Here is a 20,045-nt window from a genome sequence, read left to right on the forward strand (position 1 = left end):
TGGCGGTCATCCCCTGTCGAGTGCCAGGTTGAGCTCAAGGACGTTCACCGCGGGCTCGCCCATGAAGCCGAGCGCCCGGCCGGTGGTGTTCTCCCCGATCAGGGTCCTGACCTTCGCCACGTCGATGCCGCGCTCCCTGGCCACCCGGGGGGCCTGCAGCTCGGCGTAGGCGAGGGAGATGTGCGGGTCCAGGCCGGAACCGCTGGCGGTGACCGCGTCGGCGGGCACCTTCACCGCGGTCACGTCGCCGCGGACCGGGACGGTACGGCCGGCGGAGAGGTCCTCGCCGGGCTTGGCGCACTCCACCTTCACTCCCCGGTACTCGGCGACGAAGGGGGTGGCGGGGCAGGCCTGGTTGGCGCTGACCACCCGGGCCGGGGTGCCGACCGCGGGAAAGACCTTCAGCACCGCTCCCACGCCGTCCGCCGTGCAGTACGGCCTGGCCCCGCTGACGCCCTCCCGCTCGCCCACGGCTTTGCTGCGGGCGCACACTTGGGTCAGCAGGGACTGCTTCCCGGTGTCGGGATTGCCCTCGGCGTCCTTGGCGCCCGGTACGGGCAGGACGTCCAGGACGCTCTCGGGGCCGAGGTTGCTCGCGCCGGTGGACAGCGGGTCGTAGCCGTCACCGGCCGCCGAGGGGCGGCTCTGGAAGTACTTCCCGACCGGAGCGCCGTCCTTGCCGGTGAAGTTCTGGCCGATGACGGCGCTGCCGACGTCCTTGCCGTCCTTCTGGACGAGCGAGCCGTTGGCCCGGCCGTTGAACACCGCCTGGGCGATGCCGGTGACGACCAGCGGGTAGGCCGCGCCGAGGATCAGGGTCAGCACGAGCAGCGCGCGGAGCGCGGCGAGATGCTGGCGGAGCCAGCTGGGCAGGCGTTCCATTTAAGACATCCCCGGAAGGAACTGGATCAGGAGGTCGATGAGTTTGATGCCGGCGAACGGGACGACGATGCCGCCCAGGCCGTACAGGTAGAGGTTGCGGCTGAGCAGTTTGGATGCGCTGGAGGGGCGGTAGCGCACCCCGCGCAGGGCCAGCGGGATGAGCGCGACGATGATGATCGCGTTGAAGACGACCGCAGACAGGATCGCCGACTGCGGGCTGGACAGGCGCATGATGTTCAGCGTGTCCAGGCCCGGGTAGACCGCGGCGAACATCGCCGGGATGATCGCGAAGTACTTGGCGATGTCGTTGGCGATCGAGAACGTGGTCAGCGCGCCGCGGGTGATGAGCAGCTGCTTGCCGATCTCCACGATCTCGATGAGCTTGGTGGGGTTGGAGTCGAGGTCCACCATGTTGCCGGCCTCTTTGGCGGCCGAGGTGCCGGTGTTCATCGCCACCCCGACGTCGGCCTGGGCGAGCGCGGGCGCGTCGTTGGTGCCGTCGCCGGTCATGGCGACCAGCCGCCCGCCCTGCTGTTCCTTGCGGATCAGCGCCAGCTTGTCCTCGGGGGTGGCCTCGGCCAGGAAGTCGTCGACGCCCGCCTCGTCGGCGATGGCCTTGGCGGTCAGCGGGTTGTCGCCGGTGATCATGACGGTGCGGATGCCCATCCGGCGCATCTCGTCGAACCGCTCCCGCATGCCCTGCTTGACCACGTCCTTGAGGTGGATCACCCCGAGCACCCGCGCCCTGCCCCCGGCGGTCCCGGCGGTCCCGGCGGTCCCGGCGCTTCCGGTGGCTCCGGTGGCTCCGTCGGGGCCGTCGGGGCCGCCGCCCTGGCCGGGGACCGCGCCGACGACCTCGCCGACGACCAGCGGGGTGCCGCCCGAGGCGGAGATCGCGTCCACGATCGCGCCGACCTCGTCGGTGGGGTGACCGCCGTGGTCGCGGACCCACTTCATCACCGCGGTCGCCGCGCCCTTGCGGACCTGGCGGCCGTCCACGCCGACCCCGGACATCCGGGTCTGGGCGGTGAAGGGTACCCACTCGGCGTGGGCCAGCTCGCCCGGCTGCCGTTCGCGCAGGCCGTAGGCCTGTTTGGCGAACACCACGATCGAGCGTCCCTCGGGCGTCTCGTCGGCGAGACTGGACAGCTGGGCGGCGGCCGCCAGCTCCTCGGCCGGGACCCCGGGAACCGGCACGAACTCCGAGGCCTGCCGGTTGCCCAGCGTGATGGTGCCGGTCTTGTCCAGCAGCAGCGTGGAGACGTCGCCCGCGGCCTCGACCGCCCGGCCGCTCATCGCCAGCACGTTGCGCTGCACCAGCCGGTCCATGCCCGCGATGCCGATCGCGGACAGCAGGGCGCCGATCGTGGTCGGGATCAGGCAGACCAGCAGCGAGACCAGCACGATTCCGGTGACGCCGTCGGCGGTCAGCGCCAGGGAGTCGGGGACCCCGGGGTTCTGCGCCTTCGAGAAGATCGCCAGTGGCTGCATCGTCGCGGTCGCGACCAGGAAGATGATCGTCAGGGCGGCCAGCAGGATGTTGAGCGCGACCTCGTTGGGGGTCTTCTGCCGGTTGGCGCCCTCGACCAGGGCGATCATCCGGTCGATGAAGCTCTCGCCGGGCCTCTGGGTGATCCGCACGATGATCCGGTCGGACAGCACCTTCGTGCCGCCGGTCACGGCGGAGCGGTCGCCGCCGGACTCGCGGATGACGGGCGCGGACTCGCCGGTGATGGCCGACTCGTCCACGCTGGCGATGCCCTCGACGACGTCGCCGTCGCCGGGGATGATCTCTCCGGCCTCGACGATCACGTGGTCGCCCAGGTGGAGTTCGGGCGCGCCGACGGTGTCCCATCCGGACACCGCGGCCCCCGGCCTCCAGTCCTTGATCCGGCGGGCGGTGGTGTCGCGTTTGGCGGCGCGCAGGGTGGCGGCCTGCGCCTTGCCCCGGCCCTCCGCCACCGCCTCGGCCAGGTTGGCGAAGATCACGGTGAGCCAGAGCCAGACCACGATGGCCCAGGCGAAGAACGACGGGCCGGTGATCGCGAGCACCGTGGTGAAGACCGCGCCGATCTCCACGATGAACATGACCGGGTTGCGCCACAGCGTGGCCGGGTTGAGCTTCCTGAACGCGTCCGGGAGCGAGACGATCAGCTGTTTGGGGTCGAGCAGGCCGCCGCCCACCTTGCCGTTCTTCTGCTGGGCTGGGGGACGGCCGGGCGCCTGGAGCGTCTGGGGGGACATGTTCACTGGATTCCTTCTGCGAGCGGCCCGAGCGCCAGGGCTGGGAGGAAGGTCAGCGCGACCAGGATGATCGTCACGCCGACGACCATGCCGACGAACTGCGGCCGGTGGGTGGGCAGCGTGCCCGCCGACGCCGGGACCGGCGCCTGCCTGGCCAGCGAACCCGCCAGCGCCAGCACGAACACGATCGGCAGGAACCGGCCGAGGGCCATGCACAGGCCGAGCGCCGTGTCGTACCACGGGGTGTTGACGGTGAGGCCGCCGAACGCCGAGCCGTTGTTGTTGGAGGCGCTGGTGAAGGCGTACAGCACCTCGGACAGGCCGTGCGGGCCGGTGTTGAGCATGCTCGCCCGCTGTTCGGCCGAGCCCATGGCGAGGGCCGTGCCGGTGAGCACGAGGACCGGGGTGACCAGGAAGTACAGCGAGGCGAGCTTGATCTCGCGGGAGCCGATCTTCTTGCCCAGGTACTCCGGGGTGCGGCCGACCATCAGCCCGGCGACGAACACCGTGATCACCGCGAGCACCAGCATGCCGTACAGGCCCGATCCGACGCCGCCCGGCGCGACCTCGCCCAGCATCATGTTGAACATCGTGATCATGCCGCCGAGCGCGGTGTAGGAGTCGTGGAAGGAGTTGACGGCGCCGGTGCTGGTCAGCGTGGTGGCGGCGCCGAAGGTGGCGGAGTTGGGGACGCCGAAGCGCATCTCCTTGCCCTCCAGCGCGGCGCCGACGGCCTGCGGCACCGTGCCGTTGTGCGCCATCTCCAGCGCGGTCAGGATCGAGACGCTGGCCACGGCCAGCACACCCATGATCGCGACGATCGCGTATCCCTGCCGGTTGTCGCCCACGATGCGGCCGAACGTGCGCGGCAGCGCGAACGGGATCAGCAGGATCGCGAAGATCTCCACCCAGTTGGTCCAGCTCGTGGCGTTCTCGAACGGGTGGGCGGAGTTGGCGTTGTAGAAGCCGCCGCCGTTGGTGCCCAGCTCCTTGATGATCTCCTGACTGGCCACCGGGCCGCCGGTGATGGCCTGCGTGCCGCCGGTCAGGGTGGCCACCTCGTGCGGCGCGGCGAAGTTCTGCACCAGGCCGCCCGCGACGAGCACCAGCGCGCCGACGAAGGCGATCGGCAGCAGCACGCGGATCGAGCCGCGCACCAGGTCGACCCAGAAGTTGCCCAGCTCGTCGGCCTGCCTGCGGGCGAAGCCGCGCACCAGCGCGATCGCCACCGCCATGCCGACCGCGGCCGAGACGAAGTTCTGCACCGCCAGACCGGCCATCTGCACCAGGTGCCCCATGGTGGACTCACCGGAGTAGGCCTGCCAGTTGGTGTTGGTGACGAAGCTGACCGCGGTGTTCCACGCGATGTGGCCGGGCACCGGGGCCATGCCCAGGCTCAGGAACAGCTTGTCCTGCAGGCGCTGCAGGCCGTACAGGACGAGGATGGAGATCGCCGAGAAGGCCAGCACGCTGCGGGCGTAGATACTCCAGCGTTGCTCGGCGTCCGGCTGGACGCCGATGAGCCGGTAGATCGTCCGCTCGACGGCGGAGTGCCTGGTCCCGGTGTAGACCCGGTACATGTAGTCGCCCAGGGGACGGTGGGTGACCACCAGGGCGACGATGAGGGACCCGATGAACAGGATCCCCGCGAGAGCCGGTGACATCAGAAGCGCTCCGGGAAAAGCAGGGCGGCGACCATGAAGATCACCAAACCGACGACCACGATGAGACCGGTGGCGTTCACGGCACTCACAGCCGCTCCACCGCCTTGACGACAAGCCCGAGGACCGCGAAGACCGCGATCGTCAGGGCGACGAAGATGACGTCCGCCATCCCCACTCCTCGAATCCGGAAATGTTCCCGCCGCCTAGATGAGCGGCACGTAAGTAAGGAAAACGCGAACTTTCGCACTTATGGCGCTTCTTGACGCCTTCCATACGGCATCGCGGCAAGATTTGACGCCGTCCCTACGTGGCACTTCCGGTCTACGGTGTGACCTTTATCCGGGGCCGTCACCTGGCGGTCGAGGTGTGGTCGCGATCTCGGTTCGGGGTCGCCACGGCCCCACCCGCACCCGGGTACGGGATCCCCGGGATCACCCCGTGGTCGATCTTGACGCCGTTCCGCCGCGGTGCCACCATGCGCCCATGGCAGCCGACCCGGCGGACACGGGCGAGATCGACTATCGGCCCTTCAACTTCGTCCTCACCCTGATGAGCGCGACCCTCATGATCATGCCGGCCCGCCGTGTCGTGATCGAGGTCGTCGACTCCGGCCTGTGGGACCTGCTCGTTCCGGTGCTCGTCCTGGTCGGGCTGCCCCCGCTCGGGGCGCTCGCCGGAACCTTCACGAGGTTTTCGGGCCGGGGCGGCAGACTCTTCGGAATCATGCTCGGGGTCTTCGTCGCCGCCCTGCTCCTGATGGTGCTCCTCGCCTTCTGGTTTATCTACTCCGTGCTCAACTCCCACAGGTGACCTCTGACCCGGCCCCGGGGCGAACCGTTGTCACGCGGGATACGTGATGAGGGCATGAGGCATCGGATTCTCGCCGTTCTCCTGCTGCTGGCCGCCGTCATCGTGATCACCCCCGGTACGGCGTGCGCCTGCTCCTGCGCGCCGCTCCAACCGGCGGACCAGGTCAAGAGGGCGGCGGCGGTGTTCACCGGGACGGTGGTGGCCGCAGACCCGGTCAAGGGCGACCCCTCCGGTCCCCGGCCGCCGATCGTCTACACCCTGCGCGCCGACCAGGTCTACAAGGGGGCGGCGGCGGCCGAGTACCAGGTGGCCACCAACGCCGACAGCGCCGCCTGCGGCTACAACTTCGTCGTCGGCTCCCGGTATCTGGTGTTCGCCTCCGACGAGAAGTCCGGCCTGCTCGCCGTCGACCCGGGCGTCGCGCTGCACACGGCCCTGTGCGACGGTAACAGCCTGGTCCGTCCCGGCGACGGCCCGTTGCGGGCGGAGGACGGTACCCCGAGCGGGGAGCCGCTGCCCGACACGCTCCTGGCGGCACTGGGTACGGCCACCCGCCCCCCGGCCACCACCCCCTCGGCCTCCCCGGCGGGCACCACCGCTCCCTCGGCCTCCCACGCCACGACGATCTCTCCCTGGGGGTACGCGGGCGGGGCCGTGGTCGTCCTCGGTCTCCTCACCGCCGGATGGCGGCTCCTGCGGCGGCGCAGGGCGTGATCGCCCGGCCCCGGCGGTCCTGGGCGGCGTGAGTCCTGGGCGGTGCGGGGCCGGGGTATGGGTTCGGGATGACCCGCGTCCGGAATGACCTGTGCCCGGAATGACCTGCATCCGGAATGACCTGTGTCCGGGACGGCGATGACCTGTGTCCGGGACGACCTGAAGAAGACCGTTCGGGGAGGAACGGGAATGCCCGTCCCGCGGGCCACGCCCGCGCGGATTGCCGGGTGGTGAATTCTTCTTGTTATTCTCGCCTGGCCGGTCGAATATCCCTCGAACGCCGTCGCTTTCGGTACCGTGGGGATTTCTCATGTCGTGTGATTTCCGGATGACCGAAAGTGGGGGCGTGATGGGGCTGAAATACCGTTGGAAGCACCTGACCGGCATTTCGGCGCGATAGGTTCCGCCTTCCTGGGGCGATGACCGGGCGACGGCCGATCGCGTGCCGTGAAGGCGGGTGAAGCCCGCGGATCCCGGCCCCCGCGACGCCTGCCCGTTCCCGCGGCGTACGGCGGCGCGTCACCCCGAGGGTCTTTCGGGACACCCGATATGACCGGCTTCTGTCCGGTCGTGCGCTCTTTCCTGCCCATGAGGCCCCGCCGGGCTGTTTCCTCCCTTTCGATTCGGGAGACCGATGTCGTTTTCCTCCCCGTTGTTTCTGTGGTTTTTCATGCCGGTCACGCTGGTGGCCTCCTGGGTGCTTCCCGCGCGCTGGCGCAACGGGCTCGTCGCCGTGGTCAGCCTGCTCTTCTACACCTGGGGCGCCGGGCCGTACACCGTGCTGCTGCTGTCGGCGATCGCGGTCAACTACGCCGCCGGTCTGGCGGTGGACTCCGTACGGCTGCGGCAACGCCCCCGGGCCCGCAGGGGCATGCTGATCGCGACGGTCGGATGGGACCTGGCGATCCTGGGCGTGTGGAAGTACGGCGGGTTCGCCAGCCGGCAGATCGACGCCCTGTCCAGCGCGCTGGGCCTGGGCCACAGCCCGATCGTGAGCCTGGCCCTGCCGATCGGGATCTCGTTCTTCACCTTCCACCACCTGTCCTACGTGGTGGACGTCTACCGCGACAGCAGGCCCGCACAGCGGAGCCTGGTCGGCTTCGTCACCTACATCGCGATGTTCCCCCAGCTCATCGCCGGGCCCATCGTCCGATACCACGAGATCTCCGACCAGCTCGCCACCACCGGCCGCGACAGGTTCGGCGACTTCGCCGCCGGGTTTCCCCGCTTCGCCCTGGGCCTGGCCAAGAAGGTGATCGTCGCCGACACGATCGCCCCGGTCGCCGACGCCGCGTTCGCCCACGCGGGCGGCCAGATCAACACACCGACCGCCTGGCTGGCGGCGCTGGCCTACACCGTCCAGATCTACTTCGACTTCTCCGGCTACTCCGACATGGCCATCGGCCTGGGCACGATGCTCGGCTTCCGGCTTCCGGAGAACTTCAACCGGCCGTACTCGGCCTACTCGGTGACCGACTTCTGGCGGCGCTGGCACATGTCGCTGTCGCGCTGGTTCCGCGACTACGTCTACATCCCGCTCGGCGGCAACCGCGGCGGCACGTTGAACACCTACCGCAACCTGCTGATCATCTTCGTGCTCTGCGGCTTCTGGCACGGCGCCAACTGGACCTTCCTGGTGTGGGGCCTCTACCACGGCGGCCTCCTGGTCGCCGAACGGCTGCTGGGCTGGGACCGCCCGCCCGCGGGCGTGCCGGCCACGGTGCTGCGGCGCGCGGCGACCTTCCTGCTGGTCGTGGTCGGCTGGGTGTTCTTCCGCGCCGAGACCATGACGGAGGCGCTCGGCGTGCTCCAGGCGATGTTCAGCTGGCAGCCGGGCGAGCTGGACGAGTTCGCCTCGTTCGCGCTCGACCACCAGCGGACGCTCACCTTCGCGCTGGCGCTGACCGTGGTGCTGCTGCCGGCCTCACTGACCCTCGGCCCGCTGATCGAGTCCGGCCGGGGCCGGATGGCGGGGGTGGTGCGGGCCGCGATGACGTGGGTGGCCGCCCCCTACGCCGCGGTGCTGGTCGCCGCGGGCACCTTCAGCCCCTTCCTGTACTACCAGTTCTGAGTGAGGCCGCCGATGACCGCCGTCGAGACAGAGCCGACGACTCCCGGGACCCGTCTCCCCCGCCCGCGCGGACGGCGGCTGCCGATGCTGCTGGCCGCGGGACTGTTCTTCTTCGCCCCCGCGCTGGCCTTCGCCGCCGGGGAGCGGGCCGTGTCGATCGAGAACCGCAAGCTGCCGGACTTCCCGTCGCTGTCACGTGGCTGGGACTTCATCCCCGAGGCCGAGGCCTGGGCCGTGGCCCACCTGCCGCTGCGGCAGTACGCCGTCCGCGGCAACGTCGCCCTGTCCGAGGGGCTGTTCGGCCAGCCGCCGTCCTACGGCACCAAGGGCAAGCCCTCCTATCCCCGGGTGATCGAGGGGCGTGACGGCTGGCTGTACTTCGGAGACGACGTGACCGAGGCGTGCCGGCCACGCTGGAGCATCGCCGAAACCCTGGACCGGACGCGCCGCCTGGCCGAGATCGTGCGCGGGTCCGGCAGGCGCTTCGTGCTCACCGTGGCACCGGACAAGACCACGATCTCCCCCGGCGCGCTGCCCGGGCGCTTCCTGGGGCAGGCCTGCCTGAACGAACGCAAGCGGCAGTTCTGGACCGCGCTGGAGGCGGCGCGCCCGCCGGGATACATGGACCTGCGAGGTCCCCTGGAGCAGCTGCAACGACAGTCCGGCACGTCGGCGTACTGGCGGACCGACAGCCACTGGAACGAACGCTCCTGCGGGCTGTACGGCACGCGGCTGGCGCTGACCCTCGACCCCGGCCTCCTGCGGGACACCCGGCTGGTCGAGATCGGGCGGGCGACGCGCGCGGGCGACCTGGGCACGCTGCTCGGCACCCCGCGCGAGGAGACCATCGACCGGTGGAGGCTGGACCGGGACGGTGTGCGGCAGGCCCGGCAGGACAACGCGCAGATGCCCGTGTCGTTCACCGTCGCGAACACGTCGGCCCGGGCTCCGCTGTTCCAGTCCAGAACCCTGCTCATCGGCGACTCCTTCACCCGCAATTCGCTGCCGTGGGTCACGCCGTACTTCGCGGATCTGACCTATCTGCGCAGCGACGCGCCCGCCAAGGCGGGGCCGGAGTACGTCGCGGAAAAGGTGGCGCGGAGCGAAACGGTGGTGTTCGAGATGGTGGAGCGTTACTTCGTCGGCGGGCACGGGGAGATGCTGGACGAGGCGACCCTCACCGCGATCGAGCGGGCACTGGGGTAGCCGCTTTTCGATCATGGAATCCCCGTGGTGGACGAACCGTCGCGGGATCCGCAGGTGCGGCCTCACCGGTCCGGCCGATCATGCTTCGTGCCCGGTGCCCGGTGCCCGGTGCCCGGTGCCCGGTGCCCGGTGCCCGGTGCTGGGTGCCTGGTGCCTGCGGTCACGGTCGCGGTCGCGGAAGGTGAGCGATCGCCGGATGGCGGAGTCGCCGGAGTGGCAGCGCAATGTCAGCACTTTGGTGCTATTAAACGACTCTTGGGCTATTTGCGCTGAGTATCTACCCCGGGATCGCCTGCCGACATAGCGCCGGGAAGTCTTTGGGTTGGCGGGATTATGTCCCATTTTTACCCTTATGTGTTTCTATATCACGTTTCAGGGTAAGGGTGAGCGGGTTCGGAAAACTAGCTCCTTCCGACATGTTCGAAGCGGGGACGTCGGCTGTCGGCGACGTCCTCTCCCACCTGGCCGGTCGACCGAGGCCCCAGGCGGATGGATCCCACGATGGAGTGATCTTTTAGGAGTGGTGATCGTGAAATGCGGAGTGCAGGTGGCCCTGGCCGTGGGGGCGGGCTACTTTCTGGGTCGGCATCACAAGTTGCGGATGGCACTCGCATTGGCGGCGGCCGGTGCGACCGGCCGGTTGGGTGCGGGCGGGAGCGGCCTGCTGCAGCAGGGACTGAAGACGCTCGGGGCCTCTCCGGAGCTGGAAAAGATCACTAGCAGCATTCGGGGCGAGTTGCTCGATGTCGGCAAGGCCGCGGCCCGTGCCGCGGCGACCAAGCAGATCGACTCACTGACCTCCAAACTCCACGAACGCGCCGAGTCGCTGCGCGTCCCGGGCGGGCTTCTCGGCGGGGAAGAGGAAGAGGAGGAGGAGCCCCCGCGCAGGCGTCGTGCCGCCGGTGGCCGTGGCCGCAGGGCCCGCTACGAGGAGCCGGAGGAAGAGGAGGAGTACGAGGAGGAAGAGGAAGAGGAGGAGGAACCCGAGCCCGTGAGGGCACGCCGCACCGGCCGTGGCCGTACGGCCCGCTACGAGGAGCCGGAGGACGAGGAAGAAGAAGAGGAAGAGGAGGAGGAGAGGCCGAGCAGGGCGACCAGAGGCCGGGGCGCGCAGCGCGAACGGCCGGCCCGCCGCGAACGGCCCGTTCGCCGGGTGCGGGGATGAGGCGCGATGGCTGAGGCGACGAAGAACCGGACCACCGGGGAAACCGGACAGATCCTGCCCATAGACCGGCTCATCGATGAGCTTCGCAACCTCGCCGAGGTTCTCGGGGAGCGGTTCCTGACCTCCGCGACCGAGAAGGTCGGTGACCTGACCGGGCGGCTGACCGACTACGCCAACAAGGGCGGAGAGGGCGGCCTCGGTCTCATCGGCACGGTGATCGGATCGAAACACCCCGTGGCGGCCGGGCTCAAGGGGGTGGCCAAGATGGCGGCCGGCGGTTTGCTCAAGAAGATCACCGGAGGAGGCGGCAAGGGAGGTAAGGGCAAGAGGTTCAAGTTCACCACCATCGTCGAGACACTCGACGTGGGCGCTCCGCTGAGGGTCACCTACAACCAGTGGACCCAGTTCGAGGACTTCCCGGGCTTCATGAAGAAGGTCGAGGGGGTCACCCAGGAGAGCGACGAGAAGCTCAGCTGGAAGGCACAGATCTTCTGGTCGCACCGGACCTGGGAGTCGACGATCGTCGAGCAGATCCCCGACCAGCGGATCATCTGGCGGTCCAAGGGACCGAAGGGCTGGGTCGACGGCGCCGTGACCTTCCACGCCCTCGCCCCCGAGCTGACCAGGGTCCTGCTCGTGCTGGAGTACCACCCGCAGGGCCTGTTCGAGCGCACCGGCAACCTCTGGCGCGCGCAGGGCCGACGGGCCCGTCTGGAGTTCAAGCACTTCCGGCGTCACGTCATGACGCAGACGCTGCTCCATCCCGACGACGTCGAGGGCTGGCGCGGCGAGATACGTGACAGCGAGATCGTCAAGGACCACGAGACCGCGCTCAAGGAGGAGCAGGAGGAACAGGAGCGGCGGGAGCGGGAGAGCCCCGAGGAGGAGTTCGAAGAGGAGCGGGAGCCCGTGGGCGAGGAACGGGGCGAGGAGGAGCCGCCCGAGGAGGCGGAGGAAGAGGAACCCGGGGAGCCCGAGGAGCCTGAGGAGCCTGAGGAGGAGACCGGAGGGGAAGAGGAGGCGGAGTCGGACGGACGCTCTCGGGCACGGCGCCGACGTCGCACCGTGAGCGCCGAGGAGGAACCGGAGACCGAAGAGGAACCCGAGGAGGAAGAGGCCGAGGAGGAACCGGAGGCCGAAGAGGAGTCGAGGGCGGAGAGACGGGCGGCACGGCGCGCACGCCGCACCACGGAGACGAAGGCGGAGGAGGGCGAGAGACCGCCCCGGCGTTCCACCCGGCGCCGGACCCCCGCCCGGAGCGCGTGACCCCTGACCGGAAAGAGGACACGGAGCCGAGGAGGAAGCGGATGACCATCGTGCAGCCTTCGGGAGGTGGGGCGGCCGGTCGTGGATCCTCGTCGGGACTGGCCGATGTCATCGACACGATCCTCGACAAGGGCCTTGTGATCGACGCCTTCGTCAGGGTCTCGCTCGTCGGCATCGAGCTACTCACGATCGACGTGCGCGTCGTCGTGGCCAGCGTCGACACCTATCTGCGTTTCGCCGAGGCCGTCAACCGGCTGGACCTGACACAGACGGGAGGAAAGGGCCTGCCGGAAGTCGTACAGGACATGACGGAGGGCGTCGGCAGATCGAAGAGCAAGGGCGCCACCCAGGGAATGCTGGAAGCGGCCGGGGAGAAGCTGCGCGACCTCGTCGGAGAGCCCGCCGAGGATTTCGAGGAGGAGCGCGAACCGGCGCCCCGCCGGCGGCGACGGCGGGAGGAGGACTGAGATGCCCGGCACCGCGAGGCCCGAGACCGCCGCCTCCGCGAAGACCGCCTCGCGAGAGCGGGACAGCGGTTCCCAGGCCAGTGGCTCCTACATCTACGGCATCGTGCCGGGCGACGTCGAGCTGGCTCCCGACGTCCGAGGGGTCGGCGACCCGCCCGGACGGGTCAAGCTCGTACGGCACGGCGAGATAGCCGCCCTGATCAGCGAGGTCGACCTGGACCGTCCGCTCGGCAGGCCGGACGACCTCGTGGCCCACCAGCGGCTGCTGGACGACACCGCGGCCGAGGTGCCGGTGCTCCCGCTCCGCTTCGGAGCGGTGGTGACCAGCGAGAAGGCGGTCGCCGACGAGCTGCTGGAGCCCTACCACGACGAGTTCCTCTCCGCGCTGAACGAGCTGGAGGGGCGCGCGGAGTACGTCGTCAAGGGCCGTTACGTCGAGCGGGTGGTGATCGGCGAGGTTCTCACGGAGAACGCCGAGGCCGCCAGGCTCCGGGAGGAGATCCGGGGCAGGCCGGATGAGGCGACCTGGGACGCGCGGATCCGGCTCGGCGAGGTGGTCGGCGAGTGCGTCGAGGCCAAGCGCGACACCGACACGGCCGCGCTGGTCGACGCCCTCGCCCCGCACAGCGTCTCCATCGCCGTACGTGAACCGACCCACGAACAGGACGCCGTACACGTGGCCTTCCTGGTGGAGGCCGACCGGGAGGAGGAGTTCGAGCGGATCGTCGACGAGTTCGCCGACGGCTGGGCGGAGCGGGTGACGCTGCGCCTGCTGGGACCGCTGGCGCCGTACGACTTCGTCATGGTGGGACAGCAGGAGGAGGGGTGACGGATGGATCTGCTCGACCTCACCTTCGGCCTGCCGTTCCTTCCGATCCGCGGGCTCATCCGGCTCGCCGAGCTGATCCAGGAACAGGTCGAGATCGAGACCCGGTCGCCGGCGGCGGTCCGGCGACAGCTGGAGGAACTGGAGGAGGCGAAGCTCTCCGGTGAGATCACCGAAGAGGAGGAGGCCGAGGCCGTGTCGCGGATTCTCGAACGGATGACGGCCCGGCCGGACCTGCCCGGCACCGCCGTACCGGGCGGCGGTGGAGAGGAGGGATGATCTCGTGCCTGCCAGGCGCAGAGGCGCGGACGGACGGGACGCCGCCACCGGGACCTCCCGGGACCGCTACGACGAGAACGACGAGGCGTTCGACGAGGTTCTCGACGACGAGGAGGTCTTCGAGGAGGACGAGGTGGAGCGCGTCCCGGGCAAAGGGAGGCGGTCACGTGCCCTCTCCGCGGCGACCGCGGGCAAGGTCGGGCTGCGGAACATCGCCGACCTGACCGCGAAGGAGGTCGAGGGCGTCACCCTCGTGCAACCCACGGAGGAGGGGTGGAAGGTCGGGGTCGAGGTCGTCGAGGACCGTCGTGTCCCGTCCTCCGGAGACATCCTGGCCCTCTACGAGGTCGACCTGGATCCGTGGGGCGACCTGCGTTCCTACCGCAGGCTGCGCCGGTACAAGCGCGGCAGAGGCGACAGCGAGGGTTCGTGAGATGACATATCCGGCACGGCCAGGTTCCATGGCTTCGCAGGGCTACGGCGCGAGGGCGTCCGGCGGTCCGGGGTCGGCCAACCTGGCCGACATCCTGGAGCGGGTGCTCGACAGGGGCGTGGTGATCGTCGGAGACATCCGGGTGAACCTGCTGGACATCGAGCTCCTCACGATCAAACTGCGGCTGCTGATCTCCTCGGTGGACACCGCACGGGAGCTGGGCATCGACTGGTGGGAGCACGATCCGTGGCTCAGTTCGAAGGACCATGAGCTGATCGAGGAGAACCGGAGGCTCCGCGAGCGGCTCGCCGCCGTGGAGGACGGTTACGGGGAGCGCCGGTCCGTCGAGGCGCGCGGGGAGAGCGCCGGGGAGAGAACCGGGGAGCGGGCACGCGAGGTGAGGCGGCGCGGTGACTGAGGTCGGCACGTACGTCTACGCGATCACACGCGACGAGGGACACCCCCGGCCGGCAGGGCTGACGGGCGTGGCCGGAACGCCGGTGCGGATGATCGAGCGCGCCGGTCTCGTCGCGTACGTGAGCACGGTGCCGCTGGACCGGTTCGGCGCCGAGCAGCTGCGCCGCTCGCTGGAGGATCTGGACTGGCTGGGAGGTACGGCCCGCGCCCACCATCACGTCGTGGAGACCGTGGCGAAGGCGGTCCCCACGGCACCGGTCCGGCTCGTGACCGTCTACAACGGCGAGGAGCAGGTGGGCGAGCTGCTGGAGCGGCGGCACGACGACTTCGTCGCGGTGCTCTCCCACGTCGCCGGGCGGCGGGAGTGGGGGGTGAAGGCATACGTCGAGCCGGTCGCGCGGCAGGCCACCGAACAGGCCGCCGAACAGGTCACCGGGGCCACCGAACAGGTCACCGGGCAGGCCACTGAGCAGGTCGCAGGGCAGGTCGCAGGGCAGGCCACAGGGCAGGTCACGGCGCCGTCCCCGGCCGCCGGGCCGGCCGGGGAGACGGACACCCCCGGGACGGCCTACCTGAAACGCCGGCAGGCGAGCCTGCACAGCAGGCGGGAGAACCGGCGTCACGCGGTCGCCCAGGCCGAGCACGTCCACGCCGCGCTGAGCGACGTCGCCGTCGCGAGCATGTGCCATCGTCCCCAGGATCCGGAGCTGTCCGGCCGCGCCGAGTGGATGGTGCTCAACGGTGCCTACCTCGTCGACGACGACCGCGCCGGAGAGTTCACCGCCGCCCTCGACGCCTTCCGCGGGCAGGGGCTCGACCTGGAGCTCACCGGTCCGTGGGCCCCCTACTCCTTCACGACCGTCGATTTCGGCACGGCCGGTCCGGAGGGACCCGATGACGCTGTTTGAGGGGCCGGCGACGGAGAGGAGATCGCGGGGCGCCGAGCTGGCGGCCGAGGGGCGGCTGCCGGAACAGCGGGTGGCGCTCGTCGACCTGCTGGACCGGCTGCTGGCGGGAGGCGTGGTCGTGACCGGGGATCTCGTGCTGTCCATCGCCGACGTCGACCTCGTCCGCATCTCCCTCCGGTTGCTGATCACCTCCATCCGGGAGTCCATCACGACCGAGCGGGAGACCTGAGATGAACCGACCCGGCGATGAACCCTTCGTGACGGGAACCGGCCCGGTACCGGGCGAACCACGCCAGGACAGGGGGCGGCCGGACACGGTGTTCTTGGACGCGGTAGAGCCGGACGGGGTCTGGCCGGACACGGTGCGAGCGGACACGCCGCCGGGCACGGTGTCGGACACGCCGCCGTCGGTCGCGGTGCGGCCGGGTGCGGGGCGATCCGGCTGCCGCCGCATCCAGACCGACCCGGAGAAGGTCGGGCGTGACCTGACCTGCCTCGTCCTCACCCTCGTCGAACTCGTACGCCAGCTGGTCGAGAGGCAGTCCGTGCGGCGGATGGAACAGGGCGACCTGTCCGACGAGCAGATCGAGACGCTGGGCCTGACGTTGATGCGCCTCGAAGAGGCCATGGCCGAGCTGTGCGAGCGTTTCGATCTGTCCCCGTCCGATCTCAACCTCGATCTCGGACCGCTCGGGACGCTTCTCCCGGCGGAGTGAGCGCACCGGGGCGAACAGGGGTGAACAGGGGCACACCGGGGCGGCGCCGACCGGGCTGGACCGGCCAGGCCGGTTTCAGTCGACGCCGAGCTCGCGGCGGACTCTGGCGTAGTGGCGGCCGGGGGTGAGGGAACCGGCGGACCACGGCAGGATCTCGGGCATGCGCCTGCCCGTGCCGGACAGCATGCGCTGGGCCCTGGCGCGGTGCCCGCCGTAGTAGAAGGCCGCCCCGAACAGGTGACTCGCCTCGGGCGCGCGGGGATGCGGCCGGAGGTCGAGGTGCCACTTGTCCGCCGCCCAGGCCAGCTCGCCCGCCACGTCCGGATCACCGAACCGGGCTTCGAGGGTGGCCTGCGAGGAAAGGGCCGAGTCGTCCATCTCCCGCCAGGCGATCTCGAAGTGGGCGAGCGGAAGAACCGCCACGACCGGATCGCCCGGTTTCGCGTGCTCCACCGTGTTCCGCGCGAAGGCCAGTAGTTCCTCGTGCGAGCCGTACCACTTCTCGCATAGGACCTGGGCACGGCTGTAGTGACCGGCGAACAGCCGCGGGTCCCGGGTGGACAGCTCCTTCCAGATCCGGTCGAGTTCCGTCCGGCCGAGTTGCATCCCGATCGCGTGCCACTGGAGGTGTTCCCAGGGCACGGGATCCTCGGGCAGCGACGCGGCGGCGCGGTTCAGCGGGTGGGCGGCCGTTTCCAGCACCTCCCAGAAGCGCTGGAAACGCTCGGCGCCCACGTACTTGGCGTAGGAGCCGCCGCGGATCGTCCAGGCGTGCTTGATCCTCGTGGCCCCGAGCCACAGCAGGGCGTCGGGGTCGTCTCCGGCGATGCCCGCCAGCGCGTCGATGTGGGGCTCGGCCGCGTTCGCGAGCTGCTCGATCCGGAGCGCGCGGCGTTCGTTGTCGCCCCGGGCCGCCGCGATCAGGTCCAGCCCGGGGCCGAGTCGCCCGGCCCGAACCGGACGGAGCACGGCGTCGAGTTCGGCGTCGTCCCAGGCCATGCCGGAGCGCATGCGGGAAGTCCTCTCCAGGAGGGAGACGGCCGCCCCGATCACCTTCACCAAGAGCATCGGTGATGCATACCGCAGACCGCGACGAGCGCGCAACGACGTTGTGCGGGCGGTGTTCGCGGACGGTACCGGCCGGTCGTCCGGCGCGGAGCGCGCGTCACGGTCCGCGGGGACGGAGAGCCGGCCGGGGCCGGGTGGGGAGCCGGGCCGTGGGCTGGGTAGAGACCCAGGTAGGGGAACCCGGGCAGGGGCCCGGACAGGGACCCGGATCCGGATAGGGACCCGGATAGGGACCCGGATAGAGACAGGGTGTCGGCCCTGGTGGACAGGGCGCGGGGGACAGGAGGTGCGGCGATGCCTCACTACCTGGACAGGGACCGTATCGCGATCATCGCAGCGGTGGTGGCGCCGCTGGTCCTCTCGGTGATACTCGTGCCGTTTCGCGGGAGCCTCTCCAACACGAACGTGGCGCTTCTTCTCGTCCTGATCGTGGTGGCGGTGGCCGCCAACGGGAACCGTTTCGCGGGCGCCCTCGCGGCGGTGTCGGCGGCCGTGTGGTTCGACTTCTTCTTCACCCCGCCCTACCAGCGGTTCGCCATCGCCAAGTCCGACGACGTCCAGACCGCGATCCTGCTGCTCATCGTGGGACTGGCGGTCTCACAGCTGGCCGCCAGGGCCCGCAGGCTGCGCGTGGTCACCGTCACCGACGCCGACTATCTGAACAGGATCCACGACACCGCAGAGCTGGCGCAGTCCGCGAAAACACCCGACACGGTGGTCGACCACGTCGCGGGCCAGCTCACCGACCTGCTGGGCCTGCGCGGATGCCGCTTCGAGTACGGCGCCCTGATCGGCCACCCACCGCGTCTCGAACAGGACGGCACCGTGGTCTGGGACCGCAGGCACTGGGACGTCGACCGGCTGGGCCTGCCGGACAAGGAGGTCGAGCTGCGCACGTTCGGCAACGGCCACTTCTACGGCCGGTTCATGCTCGACCCGACCCCCGGGACGGTCCCGTCCCTGCAGGCGCGTCTCATCGCGGTGACCCTCGCCGACCAGGCCGGTGCCGCGCTCGCCACCACGGGCGGCGGTTAGGAGCACGACGGGAGGGATCTCGTGGCGGATGAGGACGTCAGACGCCCGAGCGCTCCCGCCACTCCCGGTCCCATCCCGCCATGGCGCGGTGCGCGATCCACATCCTCCGGCCTGACCGGGCCAGCCGTACGGCCGAGCACCCGGCGCCGCTCGCGGCGAGCCCCGCGAGCAGGGAACCGAGGACCATCCCGGCCGGTCCCGGCGGAGGCGCGGCCGGCCTGTCGTCGGCGCCGACCCAGATCCGGGCCTGCGCCTTCGACGCCTGGTCCGCCCGCAGACGGGCCATGCCGGTGTGCCGTACACCGTCGTCGACCCAGGCGACCTCGACGGTCGTTCCCGCCCGGCGGGACAGGGCGGATGAACGGTCGTCGGCGGACAGGACCTGGACGGTGATCTCACGGTGGGTGGCTCGGTAGGCCTCCACGTCGTCGGCGAGGACGCGGTAGGCGGTGAACGCCCCGGCGCAGCCCACGACGAGGGCGAAGACGACCGTGGCGACGAACGTCCTGTCACGTCGTCCGCGCCCCTCTTCCGTGCTCCACGGGGCCCGGAATCCGGGGATCCCCGAGGCGTGGAACCACCGTCCGCCGCTCTGCAGCGTCATGTCGTGCCCGCCGTACGGGTTCCGGCACGCGGGGGCGTGCGGTGTCCTCCGGCCGGGAGCGGTGTGGGCGATGGGAACGGTGTGGGCGGCCGGGGTGCCGCGTCAGGAGCCTTGGCTGCCGACATCGGTCCTCCTGTGAGGGACATCCCTGTGATCACTGCGGTGACCGTCCGGTCTCCGCGCTGTCCTGCGGCCCCTTTGACGGCAAAGATCGAAATATATCCATATCTTGGACGGCCTTCGGGGGGTTCGCCGGAGCCGCGAACGGGCCGGGGACAAGGGGAGGGACGGCCCGGCCGCTCCGGTGAAGGGCCGAAGGTCCCGGGAAAAGAGGGGCTTCGGGGCGGGACCGTGAGCCGTACGGCACTGCCGTGGAACCCCGGAAAACGATGTGATTGTGCATGGCAACCAGGGCCGACCAGAGCCGAAGGAGAGCAGCCATGGCGATCATCGAAGGTCACCGCCAGAACGTCGGCACACAGACCGCCACCCCCGTCAGAGGTGCCCACGAGGCGAGGGCGAACGCCGTCCCCGAGGGGAACCTCACCCGTCCGGCCGGAGTGGTCTGGGCGATCGCCCGCATCGCGCTCGGCTGGATCTTCCTGTGGGCCTTCCTCGACAAGACCTTCGGCTGGGGGTTCGCCACCCCCGCCGATCGCGCCTGGATCGCCGGTGGCAGCCCGACCACCGGCTTCCTCAAGGGAACCGGGGACCACGCCCTCGGCGGCCTGTTCGGTGCCCTGGCCGGGCAGGCGTGGGTCGACTGGCTGTTCATGACCGGCCTGTTCGGCATCGGCGCCGCACTGGTACTGGGCGTGGGCATGCGGATCGCCGCCGTCACCGGAGGCCTGCTGCTGGTGCTCATGTGGGCCGCCGCACTGCCGCTGACCACCAACCCCTTCATGGACGACCACCTCGTATACGCGATCGTGCTGGCCGGACTGGCTCTGGCGAACGCCGGCGACACCCTCGGGGCCGGCGCCGCGTGGGGCCGTACCGCTCTGGTCCGGCGTCTGCCGATCCTGAAGTAGATGGCACCCCGGCGGAGAGGCTCCCACCCCGAGGCGGGGTGGGAGCCTCCATGTGGGGGTGCGACACTTCGCTGTATGGGGAAGATCGAGCCCGGTGGATTGCTGCCGCACATGCGGCTGGACGAGCTCCTGTCGGAGCTGCACGTACGTCTTGAGGCCGTGCTGGCCACCCGGGACCGGGTGCACGCCCTGCTGGACGCGGTCGTGTCGGTGGGCAGCGACCTCGATCTGGAGACGGT

At 70.2% G+C, this 20,045-nt stretch carries 22 protein-coding genes; 16 read left to right on the forward strand and 6 right to left on the reverse strand.

Annotated elements, in window-relative coordinates; all coding sequences use genetic code 11:
* Positions 1–6: 6 nt before the first annotated feature.
* The 4 genes from AB0N02_RS27400 to kdpF are packed head-to-tail and all read right to left on the reverse strand — an operon-like array spanning position 7 to position 4,879.
* Positions 7–882, reverse strand: coding sequence for a potassium-transporting ATPase subunit C (locus AB0N02_RS27400; RefSeq protein WP_363952097.1), 876 nt, complete (start codon positions 880–882; stop codon positions 7–9).
* On the reverse strand, positions 883–3,126 hold the full coding sequence (gene kdpB, locus AB0N02_RS27405; protein WP_363952100.1) for a potassium-transporting ATPase subunit KdpB: 2,244 nt from the start codon (positions 3,124–3,126) through the stop codon (positions 883–885).
* A gap of 2 nt (positions 3,127–3,128) precedes the next feature.
* Positions 3,129–4,790 carry a potassium-transporting ATPase subunit KdpA gene (gene kdpA, locus AB0N02_RS27410; RefSeq protein WP_363952102.1) on the reverse strand — a complete coding sequence of 554 codons (1,662 nt, stop codon included), beginning with the start codon at positions 4,788–4,790 and terminating at the stop codon, positions 3,129–3,131.
* Positions 4,790–4,879 carry a K(+)-transporting ATPase subunit F gene (kdpF, locus tag AB0N02_RS27415; protein ID WP_363952104.1) on the reverse strand — a complete coding sequence of 30 codons (90 nt, stop codon included), beginning with the start codon at positions 4,877–4,879 and terminating at the stop codon, positions 4,790–4,792. The genes kdpA and kdpF overlap by 1 nt, the downstream gene beginning before the upstream one ends.
* A 394-nt stretch (positions 4,880–5,273) precedes the next feature.
* On the opposite strand from kdpF, the gene AB0N02_RS27420 reads away from it, so the two are divergent.
* The 14 genes from AB0N02_RS27420 to AB0N02_RS27485 all read left to right on the forward strand — a co-directional run bounded on the left by AB0N02_RS27420 (position 5,274) and on the right by AB0N02_RS27485 (position 16,068).
* The gene (locus AB0N02_RS27420; protein ID WP_363952107.1) at positions 5,274–5,600 is read left to right on the forward strand and encodes a hypothetical protein; all 327 of its coding nucleotides are present in this window, start codon (positions 5,274–5,276) and stop codon (positions 5,598–5,600) included.
* A gap of 54 nt (positions 5,601–5,654) precedes the next feature.
* Positions 5,655–6,314, forward strand: coding sequence for a hypothetical protein (locus AB0N02_RS27425; protein ID WP_363952110.1), 660 nt, complete (start codon positions 5,655–5,657; stop codon positions 6,312–6,314).
* A gap of 670 nt (positions 6,315–6,984) precedes the next feature.
* A complete protein-coding gene (locus tag AB0N02_RS27430; protein WP_363952113.1) occupies positions 6,985–8,385 on the forward strand; it encodes an MBOAT family protein in 1,401 nt (466 codons plus the stop codon).
* Between the two features lie 12 nt (positions 8,386–8,397).
* Positions 8,398–9,591, forward strand: coding sequence for a hypothetical protein (locus AB0N02_RS27435; RefSeq protein WP_363952116.1), 1,194 nt, complete (start codon positions 8,398–8,400; stop codon positions 9,589–9,591).
* A gap of 601 nt (positions 9,592–10,192) precedes the next feature.
* A complete protein-coding gene (locus tag AB0N02_RS27440; protein WP_363952119.1) occupies positions 10,193–10,756 on the forward strand; it encodes a hypothetical protein in 564 nt (187 codons plus the stop codon).
* Between the two features lie 6 nt (positions 10,757–10,762).
* Positions 10,763–12,022, forward strand: coding sequence for an SRPBCC family protein (locus AB0N02_RS27445; protein ID WP_363952121.1), 1,260 nt, complete (start codon positions 10,763–10,765; stop codon positions 12,020–12,022).
* A 41-nt stretch (positions 12,023–12,063) separates the two neighbouring features.
* Positions 12,064–12,489 (forward strand): gas vesicle protein GvpJ, encoded by a 426-nt coding sequence (gene gvpJ, locus AB0N02_RS27450; protein WP_363952124.1) that lies wholly within the window; start codon positions 12,064–12,066, stop codon positions 12,487–12,489.
* Between the two features lies 1 nt (position 12,490).
* The gene (locus tag AB0N02_RS27455) at positions 12,491–13,318 is read left to right on the forward strand and encodes a GvpL/GvpF family gas vesicle protein (protein WP_363952127.1); all 828 of its coding nucleotides are present in this window, start codon (positions 12,491–12,493) and stop codon (positions 13,316–13,318) included.
* A gap of 3 nt (positions 13,319–13,321) precedes the next feature.
* A complete protein-coding gene (locus AB0N02_RS27460; protein ID WP_363952129.1) occupies positions 13,322–13,594 on the forward strand; it encodes a gas vesicle protein GvpG in 273 nt (90 codons plus the stop codon).
* 4 nt (positions 13,595–13,598) lie between these two features.
* Positions 13,599–14,027, forward strand: coding sequence for a gas vesicle protein GvpO (gvpO, locus tag AB0N02_RS27465; RefSeq protein WP_363952132.1), 429 nt, complete (start codon positions 13,599–13,601; stop codon positions 14,025–14,027).
* Between the two features lie 28 nt (positions 14,028–14,055).
* Complete coding sequence (gene gvpJ, locus AB0N02_RS27470) at positions 14,056–14,445, forward strand: gas vesicle protein GvpJ (protein ID WP_363952135.1); 390 nt, start codon at positions 14,056–14,058, stop codon at positions 14,443–14,445.
* The gene (locus AB0N02_RS27475) at positions 14,438–15,352 is read left to right on the forward strand and encodes a GvpL/GvpF family gas vesicle protein (RefSeq protein WP_363952138.1); all 915 of its coding nucleotides are present in this window, start codon (positions 14,438–14,440) and stop codon (positions 15,350–15,352) included. Before gvpJ (AB0N02_RS27470) ends, AB0N02_RS27475 begins: the two co-directional genes overlap by 8 nt.
* Entirely contained in the window at positions 15,339–15,581 is a 243-nt protein-coding gene (locus AB0N02_RS27480; RefSeq protein WP_363952141.1) for a gas vesicle protein, read from the forward strand. Before AB0N02_RS27475 ends, AB0N02_RS27480 begins: the two co-directional genes overlap by 14 nt.
* 94 nt (positions 15,582–15,675) lie before the next feature.
* Entirely contained in the window at positions 15,676–16,068 is a 393-nt protein-coding gene (locus AB0N02_RS27485; protein WP_363952143.1) for a gas vesicle protein K, read from the forward strand.
* Between the two features lie 75 nt (positions 16,069–16,143).
* On the opposite strand, the gene AB0N02_RS27490 is transcribed toward AB0N02_RS27485, so the two are convergent.
* The gene (locus AB0N02_RS27490) at positions 16,144–17,136 is read right to left on the reverse strand and encodes a hypothetical protein (protein WP_363952146.1); all 993 of its coding nucleotides are present in this window, start codon (positions 17,134–17,136) and stop codon (positions 16,144–16,146) included.
* A 294-nt stretch (positions 17,137–17,430) separates the two neighbouring features.
* On the opposite strand from AB0N02_RS27490, the gene AB0N02_RS27495 reads away from it, so the two are divergent.
* On the forward strand, positions 17,431–18,171 hold the full coding sequence (locus AB0N02_RS27495) for a DUF4118 domain-containing protein (RefSeq protein WP_363952148.1): 741 nt from the start codon (positions 17,431–17,433) through the stop codon (positions 18,169–18,171).
* Between the two features lie 37 nt (positions 18,172–18,208).
* Here the strand turns inward: AB0N02_RS27495 and AB0N02_RS27500 are convergent, their stop codons facing one another.
* Positions 18,209–18,775: a hypothetical protein gene (locus tag AB0N02_RS27500; protein WP_363952151.1), complete on the reverse strand. Its 567-nt coding sequence runs from the start codon at positions 18,773–18,775 to the stop codon at positions 18,209–18,211.
* A gap of 440 nt (positions 18,776–19,215) precedes the next feature.
* Here AB0N02_RS27500 and AB0N02_RS27505 point away from each other — a divergent pair, with 440 nt between their 5' ends.
* Positions 19,216–19,806: a hypothetical protein gene (locus AB0N02_RS27505; RefSeq protein ID WP_363952153.1), complete on the forward strand. Its 591-nt coding sequence runs from the start codon at positions 19,216–19,218 to the stop codon at positions 19,804–19,806.
* Positions 19,807–20,045: the final 239 nt, after the last annotated feature.

Origin of the sequence: Streptosporangium sp. NPDC051022 (assembly GCF_040683035.1) — a bacterium.
In the GTDB taxonomy this organism is placed as follows: domain Bacteria; phylum Actinomycetota; class Actinomycetes; order Streptosporangiales; family Streptosporangiaceae; genus Streptosporangium.